The 22,365-nt window shown below is 49.7% G+C and carries 16 protein-coding genes; 4 read left to right on the top strand and 12 right to left on the bottom strand.

Features of this window, described 5'->3' with window-relative positions; translation table 11 throughout:
- Positions 1-84: 84 nt before the first annotated feature.
- A complete protein-coding gene (locus GZ59_RS21515; RefSeq protein WP_039294369.1) occupies positions 85-999 on the bottom strand; it encodes a GntR family transcriptional regulator in 915 nt (304 codons plus the stop codon).
- A gap of 140 nt (positions 1,000-1,139) precedes the next feature.
- Between GZ59_RS21515 and GZ59_RS21520 the strand changes: the two genes are divergently transcribed.
- Together GZ59_RS21520 and GZ59_RS21525 are read left to right on the top strand one after the other, a co-directional pair.
- Positions 1,140-2,162 (top strand): zinc-binding alcohol dehydrogenase family protein, encoded by a 1,023-nt coding sequence (locus tag GZ59_RS21520; RefSeq protein WP_039294372.1) that lies wholly within the window; start codon positions 1,140-1,142, stop codon positions 2,160-2,162.
- A 13-nt stretch (positions 2,163-2,175) separates the two neighbouring features.
- Positions 2,176-3,624 carry a tagaturonate reductase gene (locus GZ59_RS21525; protein ID WP_039294375.1) on the top strand — a complete coding sequence of 483 codons (1,449 nt, stop codon included), beginning with the start codon at positions 2,176-2,178 and terminating at the stop codon, positions 3,622-3,624.
- 72 nt (positions 3,625-3,696) lie between these two features.
- On the opposite strand, the gene GZ59_RS21530 is transcribed toward GZ59_RS21525, so the two are convergent.
- Both GZ59_RS21530 and GZ59_RS21535 read right to left on the bottom strand, forming a co-directional pair.
- Positions 3,697-4,608: an EamA family transporter gene (locus GZ59_RS21530; protein WP_039294378.1), complete on the bottom strand. Its 912-nt coding sequence runs from the start codon at positions 4,606-4,608 to the stop codon at positions 3,697-3,699.
- Positions 4,609-4,770: 162 nt separating this feature from the next.
- Positions 4,771-5,979, bottom strand: a complete 1,209-nt coding sequence (locus GZ59_RS21535) for an aldose 1-epimerase family protein (protein WP_039294381.1) — start codon at positions 5,977-5,979, stop codon at positions 4,771-4,773.
- 392 nt (positions 5,980-6,371) lie between these two features.
- On the opposite strand from GZ59_RS21535, the gene GZ59_RS21540 reads away from it, so the two are divergent.
- Positions 6,372-7,622 (top strand): valine--pyruvate transaminase, encoded by a 1,251-nt coding sequence (locus GZ59_RS21540; protein ID WP_039294384.1) that lies wholly within the window; start codon positions 6,372-6,374, stop codon positions 7,620-7,622.
- Between the two features lie 120 nt (positions 7,623-7,742).
- Here the strand turns inward: GZ59_RS21540 and GZ59_RS21545 are convergent, their stop codons facing one another.
- The 8 genes from GZ59_RS21545 to dppA all read right to left on the bottom strand — a co-directional run bounded on the left by GZ59_RS21545 (position 7,743) and on the right by dppA (position 18,303).
- Positions 7,743-9,215, bottom strand: a complete 1,473-nt coding sequence (locus tag GZ59_RS21545; RefSeq protein ID WP_011095848.1) for a glycoside hydrolase family 1 protein — start codon at positions 9,213-9,215, stop codon at positions 7,743-7,745.
- Positions 9,216-9,235: 20 nt separating this feature from the next.
- Positions 9,236-11,140: a beta-glucoside-specific PTS transporter subunit IIABC gene (locus GZ59_RS21550; RefSeq protein ID WP_039294386.1), complete on the bottom strand. Its 1,905-nt coding sequence runs from the start codon at positions 11,138-11,140 to the stop codon at positions 9,236-9,238.
- A gap of 131 nt (positions 11,141-11,271) precedes the next feature.
- Entirely contained in the window at positions 11,272-12,099 is an 828-nt protein-coding gene (gene licT, locus GZ59_RS21555) for a BglG family transcription antiterminator LicT (protein ID WP_039294388.1), read from the bottom strand.
- A 425-nt stretch (positions 12,100-12,524) separates the two neighbouring features.
- Positions 12,525-13,535: a dipeptide ABC transporter ATP-binding subunit DppF gene (gene dppF / locus GZ59_RS21560; protein ID WP_039294389.1), complete on the bottom strand. Its 1,011-nt coding sequence runs from the start codon at positions 13,533-13,535 to the stop codon at positions 12,525-12,527.
- A complete protein-coding gene (gene dppD, locus GZ59_RS21565) occupies positions 13,532-14,512 on the bottom strand; it encodes a dipeptide ABC transporter ATP-binding protein (protein WP_039294391.1) in 981 nt (326 codons plus the stop codon). Before dppD ends, dppF begins: the two co-directional genes overlap by 4 nt.
- 13 nt (positions 14,513-14,525) lie before the next feature.
- The gene (dppC, locus tag GZ59_RS21570) at positions 14,526-15,428 is read right to left on the bottom strand and encodes a dipeptide ABC transporter permease DppC (RefSeq protein WP_011095853.1); all 903 of its coding nucleotides are present in this window, start codon (positions 15,426-15,428) and stop codon (positions 14,526-14,528) included.
- A gap of 13 nt (positions 15,429-15,441) precedes the next feature.
- Positions 15,442-16,461: a dipeptide ABC transporter permease DppB gene (dppB, locus tag GZ59_RS21575; protein WP_039294394.1), complete on the bottom strand. Its 1,020-nt coding sequence runs from the start codon at positions 16,459-16,461 to the stop codon at positions 15,442-15,444.
- 234 nt (positions 16,462-16,695) lie between these two features.
- The gene (gene dppA / locus GZ59_RS21580; protein WP_011095855.1) at positions 16,696-18,303 is read right to left on the bottom strand and encodes a dipeptide ABC transporter periplasmic-binding protein DppA; all 1,608 of its coding nucleotides are present in this window, start codon (positions 18,301-18,303) and stop codon (positions 16,696-16,698) included.
- A gap of 1,433 nt (positions 18,304-19,736) precedes the next feature.
- Between dppA and GZ59_RS21585 the strand changes: the two genes are divergently transcribed.
- Positions 19,737-21,080, top strand: a complete 1,344-nt coding sequence (locus GZ59_RS21585) for a 2-hydroxycarboxylate transporter family protein (RefSeq protein WP_011095856.1) — start codon at positions 19,737-19,739, stop codon at positions 21,078-21,080.
- Between the two features lie 339 nt (positions 21,081-21,419).
- Here the strand turns inward: GZ59_RS21585 and GZ59_RS21595 are convergent, their stop codons facing one another.
- Complete coding sequence (locus tag GZ59_RS21595) at positions 21,420-22,313, bottom strand: hypothetical protein (RefSeq protein ID WP_011095858.1); 894 nt, start codon at positions 22,311-22,313, stop codon at positions 21,420-21,422.
- Between the last annotated feature and the right edge of the window lie 52 nt (positions 22,314-22,365).

The following is a 22,365-nucleotide window of genomic DNA, read 5'->3' on the forward strand; positions in this document are numbered from 1 at the left end:
AGCATAGATAAGAGATATTTCTCAGGCGTTTTTATTTTTATAAAACCGTGCTCCTGATAATGGTTTACGGTTTTTAATTGGTTTTTAATGGTCAGTCCGAACAGTCTGGTTAATTGAGCGAATCATCGATTGTTTAGCTGAATTCAAATGGTTACGAAGTGCCAGCGTGGCATCCAGATCGCTTCGGCAAATCAACGCACTGAGGATGGTCATGTGCTCGTCAATCGCGATGATGTTGCGCTGTTTGAGATCGCTTTCATCCCACTGGTAGTGAAAGTGAAATATCACGGAGATAATTTCAAGCGACTGATCAAAAAAGACATTTTCGGCAGCAGAAAGTAAAAGCGCATGAAAGTTACGGTCGAGCTGCGAGAACATACGAAAACTGTTACCAATGCTGTCACGTAACATGCGGTGGTGTTCCAGCAACGTTTTAGCCTGTAGCCAGCGGGGGTCATCATCCGGCAGATTGAGGAAGTGTTGCAGAGCATGCGTCTCCAACATTTCCCGCAATTCAAACAGCTGTTCGGCATAGGCCTGATCGAACTCTTTCATACTCCACTGCCCACGTTTTTCGTTCTGAATCAGGTTGTAACGCCCAAATTTCAAAAGATATTCACGCACTACCACTGGGCTAACACCGGCGTCACGCGCGAGTTGTAGCTCTGAGAATGTCTCACCCACGCGGAGCTGACGCTGGTTGATCATGGTGAAAAATGCCTGCTCGAAAATGCGGTTTTGCTCGTCCATCGGCGCGGTAATACAGGTGAACCCATCGTCGTGGTCGGGTTTTCGGGCGATCACATAATCGCTGCTAACCTGCGTAAGCACGCCGCAATCGCGCAGATGAGCCAGAATATGGCGTACCGTTGTGCGGCTGATGTTATACATCTCCGCCAGCGCATTTTGCGACGGCAGAGGTGACGGAATATGACCGCGGGCCATATCATCGATAATCTGATTAATGACATTGTGACGTAAATTTTGCGAACGGCTCATGAGAGATCTCCTTTTTGCACACATTAAAAACCGATTTAAAACATTTTTATGAGTCCGCATTCACAATTTACACCTCCTGTTTCTCATCAATATTTTTTTTCATCAATATCTGAAAAAACAAAAAACAGGAGAGAATAATCATGTCAACAATGAATACCTTGATTTGCCAGGAACCGAAAAAATTAGTCTGGAAAAAACGTGAAATACCTATTCCGGGTGAGGGTGAAGCATTAATTAAAATTAAGTCTGTGGGTATTTGCGGAACAGATATTCATGCCTGGGGAGGGAACCAACCTTTTTTCAGCTATCCACGCGTATTAGGTCACGAAATATGTGGTGAAGTTGTCGATACCGGAAAAAATGTAGATGTCTTTAAAAAAGGCCAGCAGGTTGCCGTCATTCCCTATGTCGCCTGTCAGCAATGTCCAGCCTGCAAGAGCGGTCGTACCAACTGCTGCGAGAAAATTTCAGTGATAGGTGTACATCAGGACGGCGGATTCAGCGAGTATCTGGCGGTTCCCGCCACAAACTTACTGCTCGCAGAAGGGATCGATCCACAAGCGGCAGCATTAATCGAACCATACGCCATTAGTGCGCACGCCGTCCGTCGGGCAAAGGTGTTACAGGGTGAACAGGTGCTGGTCGTCGGCGCCGGACCGATTGGCCTCGGCGCGGCAGCCATCGCCAAAGCAGAGGGCGCTCACGTGGTTGTCGCCGATACCAGCGCAGCCCGCCGCGAACACGTTATTGCCCACCTGGGTTTATCGGTAGTCGATCCCTCTGCCGAGGACTTTGAAGCCCAGCTACGCGCCGAATTTGGCGGTTCACTGGCAGAAAAAGTGATTGATGCCACGGGCAATCAGCATGCGATGAACAACACCATTAACCTGATCCGCCACGGCGGCAGCATCGTGTTTGTCGGTCTGTTTAAAGGCGATTTGCAGTTCTCCGACCCTGAGTTCCACAAGAAAGAAACTACGATGATGGGCAGCCGTAACGCCACACCGGAAGACTTCGCCAAAGTAGGACGTCTGATGTCTGAAGGTAAACTCACCGCAGAAATGATGCTGACGCACCGTTATCCCTTTTCCACACTGGCTGACATCTATGAAAGGGATGTCATTAACAACCGTGAGCTGATCAAAGGCGTCATCACATTCTGATGAGGGAATAATCATGAAGACATTGAATCGGAAAGACTTTCCCGGCGCATGTTATCCAACAAAAGTGATTCAGTTTGGTGAAGGTAACTTCCTACGCGCCTTTGTGGACTGGCAGTTGGATATTCTGAATGAGAAGACCGATCTCCAGGCGGGCGTAACCATTGTACGCCCCATTGATACGGATTTTCCGCCGTCACTCAATACGCAAGATGGGCTTTACACCACGGTCATTCGCGGACTTAACGAACAGAGTGAGGCCGTCAGCGATGCGCGCCTGATCCGCTCGGTCAATAACGAGATTAACCCGTATCAACATTTTGCCGATTACCTGGCACTGGCCCATAACGCCGCCATCCGTTTTGTTTTCTCAAACACCACAGAAGCGGGCATCAGCTATCACGCTGGCGACAGCGTCAACGATACGCCACCAGTCAGTTTTCCTGCCAAGCTGACACGCCTGTTGCTGGAACGCTTTACGCATTTTAACGGTGAGAACGATAAAGGCTGGGTCATTATTCCCTGTGAACTGATCGACTATAACGGAGAGGCGCTCAAAGCCTTGGTTCTGCGCTATGCTCAGGAATGGCAACTCTCACCGGCATTTATCGACTGGATTGAGACAGCAAATACCTTCTGTTCCACACTCGTGGACAGAATCGTAACGGGGTATCCGCGTGAAGAATCGTCAGCGCTGGAAGAGAAACTGGGCTATCACGATGCCTTTCTGGATACCGCCGAGCATTTTTACCTCTTTGTGATTCAAGGCCCCGACTGGCTGGCAGATGAGTTGAAACTTGCGGAATGCCCGCTGAATATCCGTATTGTTGACGACATCAGGCCGTATAAAGAACGTAAAGTGGCAATTCTGAACGGTGCGCACACCGCTCTGGTTCCGGTTGCCTGGCTCTGCGGGCTGGAAACGGTAGGTGAAGCCATGCAGGATGCCGATATGCGTCGCTTTGTAGAAAACACGCTACATCAAGAGATCATCCCGGTGCTGGATTTACCGGCCAATGAGTTGCGTGAATTTGCCGATGCCGTCACCGGACGTTTTCAGAACCCCTACATTCGCCATCAGTTGCTCTCCATCGCGCTCAATGGCATGACCAAATTCCGTACACGTATTCTGCCGCAATTGCTGGCAGGCCACTGCAACGGGCGCTTTCCGGCACGGTTGACGTTTGCTCTGGCCGCACTGATTGCCTTCTACCGCGGAGAACGAGCAGGTGAAACCTACCCTTTACAGGATGATGAGCAGTGGCTCATCCGCTACCGCCAGCTATGGCCACGCGTGGGGACCGATCTGACCGTGCATGAATTGGTCAAAGAGGTACTCGCAGATACCGCACACTGGGGGGAGGATCTCACTCAGCGGTCAGGTTTAGTGGAGCAGGTGGCCGCCAATCTGGACAATATTTTGGCGCAAGGTATGCGTCAGGCGGTGAAAGCACTTGAAAAATGATGATCGACAGCGCCCGACGGGCGCTGTTTTCCCTTGCCAGATAATGCAGACCCACATTGTTCGACTGCACCGCTACGACTGCCGCGCAGGTCGCCATGCACGCAGCCGTGCGCCAAACACATTCACCAGCAGACCGACCATAATCAGCAACGCACCGGCAATTTGTAATAGCGAGAGGGATTCACCGAGAAAAACGGCGGCGCTAACCAGCCCAACCACCGGCACCAGCAGTGACAAGGGGGCCACGCGCCAGGTTTCATAACGTGCCAGCAGGCTTCCCCAAATCCCATAGCCAATGATCGTTGCCGCAAACGCCAGATACATCAGAGATAGGATCGTCGGCAGTTGAATGGTGGTTAAACTATGGACAATCACGTCCTTGCCTTCAAACAGCCAAGAACTGATGAAAAACGGCACGACAGGCACCAGTGCGCCCCACACCACCAGCGACATAATGCGCACCCCGCTGTTTTTGCTCATGATAATCTTATTGGTGATGTTACCCACCGCCCATGACAACGCCGCCGCTAACGTCAGTAGCAGTGTCGTGGTCGTCATACCGGATGACGTTTGCAGCGCCGTACGCCCTTCTGCCAGCACCACCATCCCTATCACCGCCACCAGAATGCCAACGACATGATTCCAACGCAGCTTTTCCGACAGCAATACCGCGCCAACCAGCAGCGTAAAGAAAGCTTGAGCCTGCAACACCAATGATGCAATCCCGGCAGGCATGCCTAACTTGATGGCGAGAAACAAGAAGCCAAACTGACCAAAGCTGATCGTCATGCCATAGGCGATCAGCCATTTCAGAGGAATACGCGGGAAAGGAACAAATAAAATAGCTGGGAGCGCTACCAGCGAAAAACGTAGCCCTGCCAGTAAAAAAGGCGGCATGTCATTCAGCCCGACCTTGATCACGACAAAATTCACACCCCATAACACCACGACACAAAGCGCGAGCAGCGCATCTTTCAACGACATCCTCATCCCCTGATCAAATACGTAACAAATACCTTCCTCAAGGTACGCGTAAAATGAGAGAACGAATAAGAAAAGATAATTATGACGTTACGTGATGATAACTGAACGTGATCATGACGTGAAATGGCCGACCACCACATCAGTGGTCGGCATAGATGGCGATTACTCGACGGCGATCGGTTTTTCCGTCAGCGTGGTTTTGTTGTCGCCCTGAATGGCTTTCACTTTCTGTTCCGTTTTTTGTACCGCATCCGCACTACTCAACAGGCTGTATGTCAGCTCAAACGTGGTGCTCTGGCCGGGCTGTAGCTTTTTGACTCGCCCTTGCTCACGCTCAATCGTGACGGGATAGGCGTAGTTAGTGCCGGGTTCGATCCCCGTGACGTAGCCTTGTTTTTCCGTATCCGTATTTTTCCACAGCGTCAGCAGCGGCAGTTGGTGGGTATCAAAGGCAATCGACACCCCCTTATCTCCCGCTTTATTCACCAACGCAGCCAGCGTTTTGCCTTGTGCATCCGTATACGGCGTAATGTTGAACACCATCTCATCAAAGTCTTTTGTCGGCCCTTTGTAGGTTTGCCAGGTTGCCAGACCCGCTTTGGCGTGGTCATTAAACGGAGAAATCTCTTTTACGGGTGCGAGGAAACGCGCGCCGTCTTCCAGAATCGGCGTGCCGAAATTGCTGTGGTAGATAATTTGGTAGTCGCGCGGGTAGTCGGCTTTATTGGTCAGTACATCATGCACGGTAAACGACTCGCTGCCGGGGACGTAACGCAGCTCGGTCCAGGTTTCCAGATTCGACTTCTTAAAGCTGTTTTCCTTCAGCAAACCCCGTACCGTAATGGTATACGGCGCGTTATCGCTGACTTCAACCACCACTTTTGAGGCAGGTGTGTTACCCGCACGACCGTGCAGGGTGTAGATCATGCCATCGCTGACGACCGGATGCCCCGTCCATTCAAATCCACAGCGCACCATCATCTCATTGAAACCTTCCAGCCAGCCCAGTCCATTACGGCTTTCCAGATTGATAGTATTCGGATTGACGACCTCATCAACCGGCGAATCCCATCCCAAACGGATGTTTTTACCTGCTGCATGCAGTAAATTCATCCCTCGCGTCGGGCTGAGAGCAATTTTCAGTCCGTCCTGACTGGTAATCGTAATCACTTTACTGCCTTCCTGACGTCCGCCGTGCAGGACTTTTTGCTCAATGCTGAAGTGCTGATTCTTGATCTTCAGTGCATCACTGCTGATTTGCCAATTTCCCTTTTCCACACTGCTTTCAGCATCTGTCAGCACAAACGTCTGCGCCGATAGTTGCCATGATGTCAGCGCCAGTGTAATGCCCATTGCCAGTAATTTTTTCATGTTAACCATCCCTCGTTGCTGAATTGTTTTAGCTAATGCGAGCTAAAGACTACAAATCAGCGGATGGTCAGAATGTGATAGCTATCACCAGATGGAAAAATTCAGCATTGATGCGTTATTTATCTGACTAACTTCACTCATAACCTGTAAATAGAAACAATTCTTGCAGCATTATTGAGATATTGATCGGAAAAAGCTGACATCGTTTCAGCAAAATAAAGCATGCCACCTAAACGCATTTTCCCGACAACGAGTGCATCAGTAATTCATGCTGATTTTTCCGCACGCGACAGGACAAAAAGTTACCAGATTGTTTTTTGACCACATTGCACCCTTTTAGCGCAAGCGCTATGGTTGCCGCTAACCTGTGTACGGCCACTGATAAATAAACTATGAAATTTTCTCTTTTCGGCAAGAAATTCACGCGACACGCTGGCATCACTCAGTTAATGGACGACCTGAACGAAGGACTGCGCACGCCAGGCGCAATCATGCTGGGCGGTGGCAATCCGGCACATATTCCGGAGATGGACAGATACTTCCAACAGTTGTGTCAGGATATGCTGGAACAAGGGAAATTAACGGAAGCGCTATGCAACTACGACGGCCCGCAAGGCAAGGATACGCTGCTTAATGCGCTGGCCGAGCTACTGAGTAATGAATTAGGTTGGCAGATTGGACCACAGAACATTGCGCTAACAAATGGCAGCCAGAGTGCGTTTTTCTACTTATTTAACCTGTTTGCTGGTCGCCACAGCGATGGCAGCCTGAAAAAGGTACTGTTTCCGCTAGCACCGGAATATATCGGCTATTCAGACTCTGGACTGGACGAAGACATGTTCGTTTCCGTTCGTCCGCAAATCGAATTGTTGCCCGAAGGACAATTTAAATATCACGTCGATTTCGATCATCTGTCGATTACCGATGATATTGGGCTAGTCTGCGTATCACGCCCGACCAATCCGACCGGCAACGTGCTGACCGACGACGAGCTGATGCGTTTGGATATTCTGGCACAGCAGCACAATATCCCCCTGCTGATTGATAACGCCTATGGTGTGCCTTTCCCCGGCATCATCTTTAGCGATGCCACGCCGCTGTGGAACCCGAATATCATCCTGTGCATGAGCCTATCCAAACTGGGCCTGCCCGGCTCGCGCTGCGGTATCGTGATTGCGGATGAAAAGGTGATTTCGGCTATCGGCAACATGAACGGCATCATTAGCCTGTCTCCAGGCGCGGTTGGCCCAGCACTGGCGTATGAGATGATTCAACGCGGCGATCTGCTGCGCTTATCTAACGACGTCATACGCCCGTTCTATCAGCAGCGCGTGACGGAAACTATCGCGATTATTCGCCGCTATATTTCTCCCGAGCAGTGCTTGATTCATAAACCGGAGGGCGCGATCTTCCTGTGGCTGTGGTTTAAGGATCTGCCTATCACGACAGAAATCCTGTACCAGCGCCTGAAAAAACGCGGTGTCCTCATGGTGCCGGGTCACTATTTCTTCCCCGGTCTGGAGCAGGAATGGCAACACGCCCATCAGTGCATGCGCATGAACTATGTACCAGAGCCGGAAAAAATCGAACGCGGTATTGCGATTCTGGCGGAAGAAGTCGAAAAGGCGATACAGGAAGGCTAATTTCCCGTTCGTTAGACAGAGCCTGCAACCACTTTTTGTCCATAAATTAGCCTTCATTTGATGCTCGATTGAACCGATCAAAATAAGGCAATACAAGTATGTGCAGGCTCTTTTTACGTGTTAGAGCGTTTCACCATTGGTGGCGATAACATTCTGATACCAATAAAAACTCTTCTTACGGTAACGAGCCAGCGTGCCGTTGCCGTCGTTATCCTGATCGACATAGATAAAGCCGTAACGCTTGTTCATTTCCGATGTTGATGCACTGATAAGATCAATCGGTGCCCAGGAGGTGTAGCCCATCAGCTCTACCCCGTCTTTCACCGCTTCTTTCATCTCTTTCAAGTGCGACTGGAAGAACGCAATGCGGTAATCATCATTCACCTGATGATTTTCGTCGATCTGATCCACAGCCCCCATGCCATTTTCCACCACGAACAGGGGGATCTGATAACGATCGTACATGTCGTTCAGCGCAACCCGCAATCCAACCGGATCGATCTGCCAGTCCCATTCTGTCGTTTTCAGGTAGGGGTTCTTCACACCGCCCGCAATGTTGCCGCCCACTTTATCCATCTTGTCTGCATTGACGCTGGTGACCAGCGACATGTAATAACTGAACGAGAGGAAATCCACCGTGTGCTGTTGCAGGATCTCTTCATCGCCCGGCAACATCTCGATGTGAATCCCTTTCTCGGCAAAACGACGAGTCATATGGCGTGGATAGCGGCCCCGAATCTGGACATCACTAAAGAAGTAATTGAGCTGGTTCTCACGATAGGCCAGCAAAATATCCTCAGGCGCACAGCTTTCTGGGTAGGTCAGCAAGCGCGTCAGCATACAGCCAATTTTCGCCTCCGGGCAGAGACGACGGCAGTGTTTTACCGCCAGCGCACTGGCAACAAACTGGTGATGTAGCGCCTGATAAATCACGGTTTCGATTTCATCATCCGAGAAACGCTCCGGCACAATACCGCCAGTGGTAAACGGGTGGCGGATGATGCTGTCTATCTCATTGAACGTGAGCCAGTACTTCACTTTATCTTTGTAACGATCCAGAACGGTAACCGCGAATTTCTCAAAGCAATCCACCGTTTTTCTGCCATTCCAACCGGCAAAGTTATTGACCAGATAGATGGGCATTTCGTAGTGAGACAGCGTGACCAGCGGCTCGATGCCATTTTTGTGTAACTCATCAAACAGCGCGTCGTAAAAACGCAGTCCTTCTTCATTCGGTTGTTCTTCAATGCCGGTGGGGAAGATACGCGTCCAGGCAATAGAAACGCGCAGCACCTTGAAGTTCATCTCGGCAAACAGAGCAATATCTTCACGAAAGTGGTGATAGAAACCGATACCACGACGTTTAGGGTATGGGCTGGCATCAGTGGCCGCGATAGCCTCTTCTATCTGCTGATCGGTAATTTTATAGTGCTTTTCATATTCTTCACGCTTCAGGTTCTTTTTATGAATCGCCATGTCTGCCGTTGAGAGACCTTTCCCCCCCACGTCCCATCCACCTTCCACCTGGTTGGCCGCGAGTGCGCCCCCCCACAGAAATCCTTTTGGAAAACCGGTAATTGCTGAATCTTTCATTCTATCTCTCCCATTAATGGTTAAACCGTAGCGCTAAACAGGGTCATTAAGGTGTGATGGTTACTCACGCGGTGTTGTTCTGTAGCGGAAATCGTCTGATAGTCATCGGTATTGGCGATCACCACCGGTGTCGTGACATCAAAGCCTTTAGCAATCAGGGTTTCTAGCTCGAAAGTCAGGAGCAGTTGCCCCGTGGTCACGCGATCGCCTTCATTGACATGGCTGGCAAAACACTCGCCGTTAAGCCGTACCGTGTCGATTCCAACGTGCACCAGTATTTCCACGCCGTCATCGGAGGTAATACCGATGGCATGTTTGCTGTGGAACAGTTTTGATACCGTCCCGTTCACCGGAGAGGTCACTACGCCCTCAGAGGGATAAATCGCAATGCCTTTTCCCATGACCTCACTGGCAAATACCGCATCGTTAACGGAAGTCAACGGTACAATCGTGCCATTAAGTGGTGCCGCCAACATGATGCCGGATAACCCATTTTGGCTACTGGCGGTCGTCGTCTGCGGTGCAGAAGACGTTGCTGCTTTTGGCGTTGCTGCCGATGGTTCACTGAGTGACTCATCAAAGCCCAGCAGATAGGTCAATAGGGCAGAAAGTGTGAACGACATACCGATACCAATCAGGTAATAGGCAAAGGTCGTGGTCATAAAAGCAGGCAAGGTCGTCAACGCAGGGAACACATAGGCCATGACCGTGGTGCCCATTGAGCCGATAAAGCCGCCTGCCACCGTCCCGGCAATCAGCGAAGCCACCAGCGGACGCTTATATTTGATAGAGATACCGTAGACGATAGGTTCAGTGACACCGGCAAACAGCGCGGGCACCATGCTGGACAACGCAAAGGATTTCAGCTTTTTGTCTTTGGCTTTCAGGAACACGCCGAACGCCGCGCCCGCCTGAGCAAAAGTTGCTGCGGCCGTCGCCGGTTTGATGGTGTCAAAACCACGCAGCGCCAGGTTGTTGAGCATCACTGGCACCATTCCCCAGTGCAGACCAAAGATCACGAGCAGCGTCCAGCCGCCGCCCAGGATCGCTCCGGTCAGCATCCCGCTCACGCCATTCATGTAGGCGATACCTGCACCGATGCCATCTCCGAAGTACACGCCAATTGGCCCGACCGCGATAACAATCACCGGCACCATGATAAGCATCCCCAGCATCGGCACGGCCACCATCTCAATACTTTGGTGAATCACGCGTTTTAACAGCCGTTCCAGATAGGAATAGGCCCAGATAGCCAGTATCGCCGGGATCAATGTGGATGAATATTTCATCAACACAACGGGAATCCCCATAAACTGGACGATATCCCCCGGTTTCGCCATCAACCCAGTGAATGTCGGTTCCAGCAACGCCCCAACAATCGCCACGGAAACAAACGGGTGCGCATTGAACGCCTTCGCACAGGAAAACGCCAATAGCAACGGCAGGAAATAGAACACGCTGTTGCTCGCCGCCGCCAGGATTTTATAGGTGCTCCCTGCGGTATCGATAAAGTGGTAAGTAGACAGGATCACCAGAAACGCTTTCAGCATCCCGGCACCGGCCAGCGCAGGAACAATCGGAACAAGAATGGAGGACATTTTATTGAACACGCGTCCGACAACATTGCCCTTTTTCCCTGAAGACTCATCTTCGCTGTCCGAGAGGGCATCACCTTTAATACCGAATTCGTCCACCAAAATGCGATAAACAGCAGTGACATCATTGCCAATCACCACCTGATATTGGCTATTGCTTTCGACGGCCAGAATAACGCCATCCAGTTTATCCAATGCCGATTTATTAAATTTAGAGCTATCTTTCAGTGAAAATCTCAAGCGCGTAATACAGTGAGTTAAAGAAACTACATTCTTTTCCCCACCAATAAGCTCAATAATTTCCCTGGCAAGTAAACGGAAATCACTCATGGGCTGACCTCAATAATAGTCATATTGGCATCATTTATGTGGAACCATAAATGACATCATTTATTATGGAATAAATTGGTTATTACTTAAGTACGAATCCTAAAACCGTTGTGAAAATTTTCTTTAGCGAATTACTTCCTTACATGCTCAATATGTATAGAAAGAAACATCATTTCGTCATCACTTAATGAACGACCATAATCGCGGCTAATAAATTTGTTGACCCGTTTAGCACATTCGTAAGACGCAGAATATTTCAACATCACGGCGTCATGCAGAGAACTATCATCACTGGTAACATAAGTATTACTCAATAACCGATGAGCAAAAAATTTCAGGTGGGTAACAAAACGCTGAAAATTGATTGAGTCTTCCTCATATTCAATTTTGAAATGATATTTAACGATATTCAGAATGTCCTGAATAACTCTCGAAACAGCCTTAATATCTGGCATAGCGCCATCTTGCTGCGAATTCAACAGGTGCAGGGCAATAAACCCAGCTTCATCTTCAGGCAGCTTAACGTGAAGCTTCTCGCTAATTTCATTAATTGCCCATTGCCCAATAATAAATTCATTTCGGTAAAGGCGTTTGATATCCCAGAGCAACATATTCTCGATATAGGCTCCCTGTTTAGTTCTTTCGAGAGCGAAACTTAAGTGATCGAGTAAGGAAGCATAAACGCTTTTATGAATTTTTCTGTCGAGTTTGCTCGTTGCCTGTTTGACTATATCGAGGACGATATTAAACAACATTTCGGGAACATCATTAAACGCTTCGCTGGTTTTATCGAGGCTGTTTTCTTCATCGAGTCGGAATATTTTTTGAATACAGGATTCATCAACCAGGTCATTGGCTTTTTTGTTAAAACCGACGCCCTTTCCAATAACAACACATTCCTTGCCGCTCAATTCGCGAGCAACGATAACGTTGTTATTCAGAACCCGTTGTATTCTCATATTTCACCCATAAAAAAAGGCAAAACGTAAAAGAGTTTTATCTCTTCTCGGTTTTGCCTGTTATTAAAACAGTAACAATCCATATAAGGAAATACATCATAAACCAGTAAGACTTGCAAGCGCGATGTGTTTAACTTTTTTCTATTGTGACAACCATCACGCATTAATATTACCTTCACAACAATCCGCGATCGGCATGAAATGTGGTGGAAAAAAATATCTCGGCCCTCGGTTAAAACTCGGTAAGTGTCAAAATATACCGGTAATACTTCAAGTTACATGTACGTTGGCTGCGTTCACTCACCCGAATCACTTACCTGAGTAAGCTCATCGGGATTCCTTCCCTTGCCGCCTTCCTGAAACTCGAATTATTTGGGGTATAGTTAGCCCCCACGTTTCAGCGACGTGGGGGCATCGAAGGCAAGCTAGGCGACTGCGGTGCCCTGTTCGTCCTGATCGACGGCGAAGCAGGCAACCTGCTGTTCACCGTAGGTTTTCAACTGCGGCTGGAACTGCGTACAGGTGCTGAAGCAGCGCTGACAGCGAGCGTTAAACGCGCAGCCCGGCGGTGGATTCAGTGGGCTAGGCAGTTCACCGGTCAGCTTAATGCGCTCACGGCGTAAATCTGGATTCAAGCGCGGCGTCGCAGAAAGTAACGCCTGCGTATAAGGGTGGCGCGGGTTGTTGAAAATAGCCTCTTTACTGCCCTTTTCGACACAGCGCCCCAGATACATCACCATCACTTCATCAGCGATATGTTCGACCACGGACAGATCGTGCGAGATGAAAACGTAAGACAGCCCTAAATCCTGCTGTAAGTCCATCATCAGGTTCAGCACCTGCGCACGTACCGACACATCCAGTGCAGAAACAGGCTCATCAGCAATCACCACGTCCGGATCCAGCATCAGCCCACGGGCGATAGCGATACGCTGACGCTGACCGCCGGAGAACATATGCGGGTAGCGGTCGTAATGTTCCGTTTTCAGCCCCACTTTTGCCATCATCGCCAGCGCTTTTTCACGACGCTCAGCTTTCGACAGTTCGGTGTTGATCTGGAGCGGTTCTTCCAGGATCTGGCCGACTTTCTTACGCGGATTCAGCGATCCGTAAGGATTCTGGAAAACGATCTGGATCTTCTGTCGACGCAGTTTCTGCGCTACCGGATCCGGCTTCAGCAGATCCTGACCCTGATAGTACAACTCGCCTTCTGACGGAGTTTCGATCATCGTCAGCAGGCGGCCCAACGTGGATTTCCCACAGCCGGATTCCCCCACCACCGCCAGCGTTTTACCGCGTTCCAGCGTAAAGGACACACCATCCAGCGCTTTCACCATCCGCTCCGGCGCGAAAAACCCCTTTTTCACCGGATAGTGTTTTTTCAAATCGATCGCATGCAGCAAGTACGGTTGCGATGTTGCATTCAGTTCACTCATAGGGTCGGCCTCCCCGCATCATCTAGCGGTGTATGACATTTCACCTGACGACCAGGAATATCACGCAGTTCAGGTTCTTCCTGACGGCAACGATCATGCGCATAGGGGCAGCGCGGGTTTAACAGACAGCCGTTGGGGCGGTCATATTTACCCGGAACCACACCCGGCAGCGATGCCAGACGCGCTTTATCCACCGCAAACTCCGGTAGCGCACGCAGCAGTGCCTGAGTATACGGATGACGGGGCGCGCGGAAAATATCCGCTGCTTTGCCGGATTCCACCACCTGCCCGGCATACATCACGATAATGTGATGTGCCGCTTCAGCCACCAGCGCCAAATCGTGTGTAATCAGGATCAGCGCCATGTTCTCGCGCTGCTGCAATTCGAGCAGCAGTTCGATAATCTGTGCCTGAATGGTTACGTCCAGCGCCGTGGTGGGTTCATCGGCAATCAGCAGTTTCGGCCGACAGGCAATCGCCATCGCGATCATCACGCGCTGGCTCATCCCACCAGAAAGCTGGTGCGGATACACGTCAAGACGCGAGCCCGGATCGGGGATCCCGACCAACGTCAGCAGGTCAATCGCACGCTGACGACGGGTTTTGCGGTTGCCCCCCTGATGCACCTTGATGGCTTCCATGATCTGGTAGCCCACGGTGTAGCACGGGTTCAGGCTAGTCATCGGGTCCTGGAAAATCATCGCGACTTCCGAACCCACCAGATTACGCCGTTCTTTCTCAGAAATTTTCGTTAAATCGCGCTGGTTAAATTCCAGCTTGTCGGCCATCACTTTGCCGGGGTAATCAATCAGTCCCATAATCGCCAGCGAGCTGACGGATTTACCGGAGCCGGATTCCCCGACTATACCGACGACCTGACCTTGTTCGACCTGGTAACTAATACGGTCGACCGCACGGAACGGCAGATCCTCATCACCAAAGTGAACCGACAGTTTATCTACATTGAGCAACGCCATCTCTCTACCTCTATTACTGCTTGAGTTTGGGGTCGAGAGCGTCACGCAAGCCGTCCCCCATCAGGTTAAACGCCAATACCGTCAGTAAGATTGCCACACCAGGGAATGTCACCACCCACCAGGCGCTTTGCGCAAACTGCAAAACGTCCGCCAGCATAGTGCCCCACTCTGGCGTTGGCGGCTGTGCGCCCATACCGAGGAAACCCAAAGCAGCCATATCAAGAATGGCGTTAGAAAAACCGAGAGAAGCCTGCACAATCAGCGGTGCCAGGCAGTTAGGAAGAATGTTGACGAACATCTGGCGCGCCGAGCTGGCACCCGCCACGCGTGAAGCGGTGACGTAATCCCGGTTAACTTCCACCAGCACCGCCGCGCGAGTCAAACGGACATAGTGCGGCAACGCCACGAAGGTCAGCGCCAGCGACGCATTCACAATCGAAGGCCCGAAGACGGCCACCAGCACCAGCGCCAACAGTAGGCTTGGCAATGCCAGCATGATATCGACGATACGCATGATGAGCGCATCGACCACGCCGCCGAAATACCCGGCCAGCAGACCGAAGATCACCCCCAGCACCAGCGACAGCGCCACCACCAAACAGCCGACCAGCAGCGACAGGCGGGCGCCATACATCAGGCGGGACAGGACATCACGCCCGACATCATCCGTTCCCAGAATAAACTGCCAGCTTCCGCCCTCTTGCCAGACTGGCGGACGAAGCAGCGCATCGCGGAACTGCTCGGCGGGTGCATGCGGTGCCAACACGTTGGCGCCAATGGCAATAATCAGCATCAGTGCGACATACACCATGCCAACGACTGCCCCTTTGTTACGTTTAAAATAGTGCCAGAATTCCTGTAGCGGGGTCATCGGCTTAGGTGCGCTATTTACAACAGGTTCAGTGACGTGTGTCATCTTAGCCTTCCCCTTATTTCTTATGACGGATGCGTGGGTTAACCACACCGTAGAGCACATCCACCAGCAGGTTAACCACAATAATCATGGTCGCTACCAGCAGCACGCCGCCCTGAACCACCGGATAGTCACGACGCTGCAACGCATCGATCAACCAACGTCCCAGCCCCGGCCAGGAGAAAATGGTTTCCGTCAGGATCGCCCCAGCCAGCATGGTGCCAACCTGTAAACCAATCACTGTCACCACCGGTAGCATCGCATTACGCAACGCATGCACGACAATCACACGCAGACGACTCAGCCCTTTGGCGCGGGCGGTACGAATGTAATCCTCCCCCAGCACTTCCAGCATCGCGGAGCGCGTCATACGCACAATCACCGCCAGCGGAATGGTGCCCAGCACGATAGCAGGCAGGATCATGTGTTCAACCGCGTCGATAAAATCGCCTTTTTCGCCCCAGAGTAGGGTATCGAACAGCATAAAGCCGGTGAGCGGCATACTGTCATCGAGGAAAATCGTATCGCTAATGCGTCCCGAAACGGGCGTCAAGTCGAGCTGAACGGAAACCAGCATAATCAGCATCATGCCCCACCAGAAGATAGGCATGGAGTAGCCCGTCAGCGCCAGGCCAACAGAGGTATGATCGAAAATAGAACCGCGTTTGACCGCAGCCAACACGCCAACCGGAATCCCAACCGCGATAGCAAACAGCATCGCGCAGGTACCCAGTTCCAGCGTTGCTTTGAAGCGAGGTACAAATTCTTCCCACACGGGGATGCGGCTCTTGAGGGAGATTCCCAGATCGCCCTGCAACACACCGCCGATATAGTGGATGTATTGCTGCCAAAGTGGCTTATCCAGCCCCATTTCAGCCAGCAATTGCGCATGGCGCTCGGCGGAAATACCACGTTCCCCCGCCATGATCATCACCGGATCTCCCGGAATCATGTGCACGAAGGCGAAGGTCAACAGGGTGATACCAATAAACGTTGGGATAACGAGCCCCAAACGCCGGAGTATGAACTGCAACATATCCCGAACTCTCTATTCATGCCCGTTGGCTCATTGGCCATCAGGCTTATCATTGCTCACAGCTAAAAAATCGCCAGACGCGATTTTAAACGTCGTGTGCGACGGCCCGCAGGGTAGCGGGCGGGGAAGGCTGCCATAAAAATTTAACGGGCAAGAAACCCCGCCTCCACGGCTCCTCTAACGAGAAACCGCAAGGTCGGGGTTTTCAATGTCCATGAAAATCTAGTGGCTGACTTAATCCAACGTCACGTTGTTGAAGCTATGCACGCCGCGCGGCTGAACCACATAACCTTTCACGTTTTTACGCACGGGTTCGTACACGGTGGAGTGCGCGACAATCAGCGCCGGAGCCTGATCGTGCATCACAACCTGAGCCTGCTTGTACAGCTCAATACGTTTTTCGTGATCGGAAACGGCACGCGCCGGTTGGATCAGATCTTCGAACGGCTTGTAGCACCACTTGGAGTAGTTAGAGCCATTTTTAGCCGCATCGCAGCTGAACAGGGTTGCGAAGAAGTTATCTGGATCCCCATTATCGCCAGTCCAGCCCATCAGTACGGTCTGGTGCTCGCCGTCTTTCGCACGCTTCAGATACTCGCCCCACTCGTAGGTGACGATCTTGGCTTTCACGCCAACTTTCGCCCAGTCGGACTGAATCATTTCTGCCATACGACGCGCGTTCGGGTTGTACGGACGCTGTACCGGCATTGCCCACAGGTCGATAGCGAAGCCGTCAGCCATACCCGCTTCTTTCAGCAGGGCTTTCGCTTTCTCAGGATCGTAGCTGTAGTCTTTAACGTCGTTGTTGTAGCCCCACATGGTCGGTGGGATCAGGTTGGTAGCCGCTTGGCCCGCGCCCTGATAGACCGCCTCGATGATGGCAGACTTGTTAACCGCATAGTTCAGCGCCTGGCGAATCTTGACGTTATCCAGCGGTTTTTTCTCAACGTTGTAAGCCAGATAGCCAACGTTCAGGCCCGGCTGTTCCATCAACGTGATGTTTTTGTCTTCTTTCATGCGGGCAAGATCGGCCGGGTTTGGATACGGCATGATCTGGCATTCGTCTTTTTGCAGCTTGGCGTAACGAACAGAAGCATCAGGCGTAATGGAGAAGACCAGACGGTCAATGCCCGGCTTGGTGCCCCAGAAGCCTTCGAAAGCTTTGTACAGAATGCGGGAGTCTTTCTGGTACTGCTGTAGCTGGAATGGGCCTGTACCGATTGGGTTCAGGTCAATCTTCTCCGGCGTACCGGCTTTCAGCATCTTATCACCGTATTCCGCTGATAAGATGGAAGCGAAGTCCATCGCCAGATTTGCCAGGAACGGTGCTTCAGGACGGTTCAGTACAAAGCGGACGGTGTAATCGTCTACTTTTTCGATTTTGCTGACCAGTTCCGGCATGCCCATACCTTGATAGTATTCATAGCTGCCGCCAGACACTTTATGGTACGGATGGTTGGCATCCTGCTGACGCATGAAGGAGAAAATCACGTCATCGGCATTGAATTCACGGGAAGGTTTGAAATCCTTGCTGTCCTGCCATTTCACGCCTTTGCGCAGATGGAAGGTGTAGGTTTTGCCGTCTTCGCTAATATCCCATTTTTCAGCCAAACCCGGACCGGTGTCCGTGGTGCCGTCTTTAAATTCCACCAGACGGTTATAAATAGGAATAGAACTGGCATCAAACGTTGTACCGGAGGTGAACAGCTGTGGGTTAAAACCTTCTGGGGAGCCTTCTGAACAATAAACCAGTGTTTTTGCCTGAACGCCCGCGGCGATGGACATGGCGAGCAAGCCAAGGCCGAACTTCAACACCCTTGATTTAACCAGGGATTTTTCCATTACTTATGCTCCATTGTGGATGATGTTGTGTGCTATACCCGCCCTACTCCAAGCTGCATACGCGTTGTTAAAACACTGCGGTTAAAAATACAGTGATTAACAACGCCGATGTTCTGTCCTGCATCTCGAAATCAATTGGGTATGGTTGGCCAGACCTGTATTTTTATGTGCTGCGGTCTGTACCCTGTCGCCCGAAGGCAAAATCAAAATAATGGGGAGAGGAATGGTGGTTATCAGAACAAACAGCCGTCACGCTATTGAAGATAGTCATAATAACTACAACGTATACCTTGAAGCGCCACAACCCGCTCACGGATGCTGGATGAAGACGTAGAATCATTCAGACAAGCCGCTGCTTTCCTCCTTATATCCCTATGACGCCTTCAATTTCTCAACAGATGGCGGTGACGTCAATATAAGCTGTAAGGATTTACAAAATTTCCTTACATTTCCTTAAAAGATAAAATACAAGCCAACCGACCCACGAAAGATGGATTCCCCACTTTTTTATTAAAAAACAGCGATAAAACCCATCATAACGGCCACTTAAAGAAATTATCACCATTAAAAAAACTATAGTCATCTGGTCTTACGTGTCCAAGATCTGAGCACTATTTTTTGTTAAAAACGTTAACAACAGGTGAAAATCCTGACGGGTAATAAGAAATTCTGATATTTCCCATGACGCCATAAGCAGAGGAATGACTATCTACGCTACATAAAAAAACTTTTTTTTCCCCTCTCGACTGACCGAAAGCGTACTCCACTGCATTCTTTGTCTGTCTCTGTGAGATGCCCGTTGCTGGATACCATTAACTAGATAAAAGCACACATAAAAAGGCCGATGAAGCAGGATCGGGGACGCATTCTGCCCACGGTATCTTCGGCAAGGGCACTAGCTGCGAGAAAATGATATTGCTCAATAATTACTTAGCTATTTTAGTTAAATAAATATTTTCATTAAAATGAAAACACGCTATTTACTTATTCTCATAAAGTGGTATTTTTCATCCTGTGACTTACCTCTCCTTCTGCTTTAATTCCCCCTCACTGCAAAAATAAATTATTTTAATTACAAAAAAATAATATAAGTTATTTAAAATGGAGTTGCTGATAAGTTCACAAATACGTAATTAACGTATTATTTTTAACATTCCCTCATGCTAGATTACCTCCCAACGTGATTCATTGTTAAATAACACCTATCATTCTTTATATTTTTGTTACTAATTGATAAAAAAACAAAAAAACGTATTTTTCTGCTTTCTGATAATAAACATCCCGCCGCCACTGGCATTAATGACGCTCGATAAACACATAAATATCGATGCAAAAAACGTCAATAAGCCACGCCGATAATGATGCACCATCAATATCGTAACGGCAGGTATGTAATTTCTTTCTGTACCAACTGTCCTAGCAGGGTGAATATAATGAAAAAAATTGAAACTGATATTTTATGTGAGAACGATCTCGCTCTGGAAACACAGACATCGTTTATCGGAGGTTTTTTTAAAAAGAAAATCGGCTCCGTTCCCGTTGCACTTTTTATAGCAATTGCCGCCATTGTCGCTATATCTGCCTATGAGGGATATTTACCTAAGAATATGATTGGCGGTTTTGCCGTCATCATGACGATGGGGTTTTTACTGGCGCATATTGGCAGCAACATTCCCGTGTTCAAAGATATCGGTGGCCCGGCGATTCTGTGCCTGATGGTGCCTTCCGTTATGGTGTATTTTGAGTTATTCAATGACAACACCATGAAAACCGTACACCTGTTGATGAAAGAGGCGAACTTCCTGTACTTCGTCATCGCCTGTCTAGTGGTCGGCAGTATCCTGGGAATGAACCGCAAAATCCTGATTCAAGGGATGGTGCGCATGTTCGTCCCGCTGGTCATCGGCACCGCCACAGCGCTGGCAACCGGTTTACTGGTCGGTAAACTATGCGGCTACAGCGTCTATCACACCTTCTTCTTCATTATTGTGCCAATCATCGGCGGCGGTATTGGTGAAGGCATCCTGCCGTTATCATTAGCCTATTCTGCCATTCTGGGGCAAAGCCCAGATGTTTATGTGGCTCAGTTAGCGCCAGCTGCCGTCGTCGGCAACATCTTCGCTATCCTGTGTGCTGGTGTGCTGTCCCGTCTGGGTATGCGCCGTAAGGATCTGAACGGTGAAGGCCGTCTGGTTCGCAGCGATGAAGACAACGCGATGTTTGCCGTAAACGAAGCACCAAAGCCGGTCGATTTTCACTTGATGGGCGGCGGATTGTTGATGATTTGCGCCTTCTTCATCGTCGGTGGCCTGTTTGAGAAATTGGTACACATCCCTGGCCCAGTTCTGATGATTCTGATCGCCGTCTTCTGCAAATACGGACGTGTTATCCCTGCCGTCATGGAAACTGGGGCGCATAGCGTTTACAAGTTCGTATCCAGTTCTCTGGTGTGGCCGCTGATGATCGGGCTTGGCATGCTGTATATTCCGCTGGAGAGCGTTGTTGCCGTATTCTCCGTGGGTTACGTCATCGTCTGTGGTTCTGTGGTGCTATCCATGGCGCTGGTGAGCTTCCTGATTGCCCCTTATCTGAATATGTACCCTATTGAAGCTTCCATCGTGACCACGTGCCACAGCGGGCTGGGTGGTACGGGTGACGTAGCGATTCTGTCCGCCTCTAACCGTATGTCTCTGATGCCGTTCGCACAGATCGCCACCCGTATCGGCGGCGCGTCTACCGTCATCGCCGCAACGCTACTGTTGAGCTGGGCTGCCTAATCTCAGTATCACGGTTTCCCCCAATCAGGGGGAAACCTTATTGAATGCAGAACTACGCTAATCCCCCGTCAACCGCGTTCTTATCTAACCTTTTTGAAAATGATCAGAATCAGGCTCATACAGATGGGGAAACCAATTAATACGGCTGAATACATGGAATCCATAGATTCTCGCATATCAGCTAATATCGCAAAATGGTATTCAACTGGCACAGTTTTATCAGATAAAAAAACCATTCTTTCTTTATCTTGAACATGCCCAAAAGAAAAAAGAGCAATGCTTATCAAATAAAAAAAAGAAACAACGCAAATACTGAACCATCGAATAAACGTCTTGCACTTACTTGTTAACATCATGCATCCCTTCTAATAACCCACCGGCAGAACCACCAGAATAAGGTGAAATTTTACCTATACCAGAAACAACCTCGGACACGACTCTTAAAGAGGTATCTTCACTTATCGGTGTGTAGCTATCAGTATTCGGGTACTGCTTTCTAAACTCACTGGTCATATCAACAACAAGCATCGATGATTCAGCGCTTTTTTGTTCTAAATACCGCTGTAGCGATACCGGCACGGCAAAATCTTCTTCGTAATTAATCCGTATCTGAGAGTTAGTTGTATATTCTCCCTCAAATATCTGTGATCCCGCGATCTTCACGCCTTTTGTTGCATGGGTTGTACAGTTCACGCCTGTCACATCATATTGATCGACTGTACGACCGTTTCTTTTAGTGCTTTCTCCCATCTTGATTGTTTCTTTCACTTTGCCCCCTGAGCGCCATAGCTTTTCAAAGTACAATCGAGCAATCGTAGGATCTGCATCTGTAATGACGAATGCCTTCGCCTCCATCTTGTACAGTTCTTCTCGGTAATATGTTCTGGCATCTTCAAACTGCAAAAAATTTAAGATGCCATCACCGACAGCCCCGAGAACACCAAACCGTCTACCAAAGCGGCCATAGGTAAAAACAGATGCATTATTTCCCTCATGAGTGGAAACAAATGCGTGACCCGTCCCCTTAATTTCTGTCCAAATAAATACACCGTTTTCTAACAGGTTATTTTCTTTTTTGCACTCTTGAATTTGATTAACCCATTCCCCTTTTGAGGTCGTGAGGTAAATCGGGTCATCCCTGAAGTAATTTACTGGTTCGGGCTTAATATTTTCCCGAGGATTCCGCCACAGCCCTAATCCGCGGCCGTACTGCATAAATTTATCGTGTTCCACTCAACCAACTCCATCTGGTTTCATCATCACTGAATTGTATATAGCACGAGGC

This window comes from Pectobacterium atrosepticum (assembly GCF_000740965.1).
In the GTDB taxonomy this organism is placed as follows: Bacteria; Pseudomonadota; Gammaproteobacteria; order Enterobacterales; family Enterobacteriaceae; genus Pectobacterium; species Pectobacterium atrosepticum.